The sequence below is a fragment of the Phytoactinopolyspora endophytica genome, assembly GCF_004138495.1.
Lineage (GTDB): Bacteria > Actinomycetota > Actinomycetes > Jiangellales > Jiangellaceae > Phytoactinopolyspora > Phytoactinopolyspora endophytica.
Genome location: NZ_ML142851.1, coordinates 410,212 through 412,221, shown reverse-complemented (window position 1 = coordinate 412,221; position 2,010 = coordinate 410,212). Strand labels below are relative to the sequence as shown.

Here is a 2,010-nt window from a genome sequence, read left to right as displayed (position 1 = left end):
CTCCGGGACGAGGCCGGACTTGACGTTGGCCGTGTCCAGGATCGGCTCAAAGGTGTCGATGACCTGCTCGACCCGCTCCAGGTCGAACGCACCGAAGGTGCCGGAGGACGGGTCGTTCGCGACGATCCCGTGCTCCAGCATCGCCTCGACCGCGAACTCGGCGACGCCCGGGGTGTACTCCCAGCCGGTGTTGTACTCCCCGACCAGCTCGACGATCAGCTCGTTCGTCTCGGCCGGGTCCTGGATGTAGTCGATCTGGGACTGCTGCAGGATCGGCACCAGCCTCTCCAGGCAGTCCCGTTCCTCCTCGATGTCGGCAGTGCGCACCGCGAACGGCTCGGGGTAGATCGTGTACCCGACCTCGTACAGCAACTGGGCGGCGATCGGCCTGGCCCAGTTGGTGACCTCGTTCTCGTAGATGTACGGCTCGGCGCTGATGAATCCCTGCTGGAGGATACTGGGGTCGCCGACGAACCTGGCCGGGGTGCCTTCGTAGCCGGTGTCCATCTGGCTCTCGTCGATGATGTCCTGCGACAGCAGCAGGTGTTGAAGCGTGTCCCCGGCGGTGACCACTGTCGCTCCCTCCGCCGCGACGTCCACCAGCGATTCGGCGTCCGGGTAGGTCTCTGGATCCCACATGAGGATCTGCGGGCTGATGTTGAGCGGCGCGACCACTGCCGTCACCGGCTGGTTGCCCGACGAAGCGATCGCATAGTCGGTGTTGACCGCGCCAATGAAGATGTCCTCGTCTACGTACATCAGGGCGGCCACCGGCTGGAAGCCGACCGTCGACCCGCCGGGCCGGACTTCCACGGACACACCGGTGTCGACGTCGCCCGCGACCAGTGGCCCGGTGACCGTCTTGCCGTCGGCGTCGATCTCATGCCCTGGGCCGACCAGGTTGTACATGGTGCCGTGTTCAGCCTCTGGCTGCCAGTCCTGCTGCATGACGATCGGGTCGGGACAGACCTCGGACAGATCGAGCTCCGAGCCCGCCTCGGCGCCGACCATCTCATCCGAGGCGGCAGCGCCTGCATCGTCCGGCGAGGTCGATGCGGTGTCACCATCGTCGCCGCCACATGCGGCCATGAGCAGGGCCAGCGAGAGCGAGCCCGCCGCCGCTATACCGATTCTGTGTTTCATCCGTCTCTCCTGGGAGTTGGCATGACACGTCGACCTGTGCGACGACGGACGTCGCGTCGCGTGTGGATGTTGTTGACTTGCCGGGCCGCCGGCACCCGTTCCCTACCGGCGGACCATTCCGTACCAGCGCCCGACAACGAGCCGGTCGAGCGTCGCGAACAGGGAGAAGACGACGACGCCGAACATCGACGCCAGCCCGATCGCGGTGAAGAGGTCCTCGGTCTGCAGCCTCTGGGTATAGATGTCGAGCAGCCCGCCGATGCCGACGGGACCCTGCCGGAAGAAGTAGTCGCCGACGATCGCGCCGATGACCGACAGCCCAGCGCTGATCCGTAGCCCGCTGAAGATCGACGGGACGGCCGCAGGCAGCTGCAGTTTGGTCAGCCGCTGCCAGCGGGTCGCCTTCTTGAGCGTGAACAGGTCGTGGGCCGCCGCACTGGGCGACTGCAGACCGAAGAGTGTGTTGGAGATCATCGGGAACAGCGCGATCAGCACGCAGACGACGACCCGGCTGCTGAACCCGTAGCCGAGCCAGATACCCAGCAGCGGCACCAGCGCCAGGATCGGCATGGTCTGCAGGATCACCGCGTACGGGTAGAGGATCCGCTCCATCCACCTGGACTGCACCATGATGACGGCCTGGGTCACGCCGAGAGCCACCGCGATCACCAGGCCGATCACCGCGACCTGCACGGTGAGCCAGAGCGCGTCCAGCATCGGCGTCAGGTGTGATGTGTCCAGCACCGAGATCTCGACGACCCGGTGCAGCGGCGGCAGCATGAACCGCCGGTTCTCCTCCAGCACCAGGTACGTCACCACATACCAGACCGCGACGGCGACGGCCAGGGCACTGAACATCGGGGCGAC

Annotated in this window: 2 protein-coding genes; both read right to left on the bottom strand. The window is 66.2% G+C overall.

The features are described from left to right. A partial coding sequence (locus tag ELR45_RS07725; protein WP_165367576.1) for a substrate-binding domain-containing protein occupies positions 1–1,143 on the bottom strand: 1,143 nt, incomplete at its 3' end. Positions 1,144–1,245: 102 nt separating this feature from the next. After that, the coding region (locus tag ELR45_RS07720; protein ID WP_165367575.1) for an ABC transporter permease at positions 1,246–2,010 on the bottom strand (765 nt) is incomplete at its 5' end.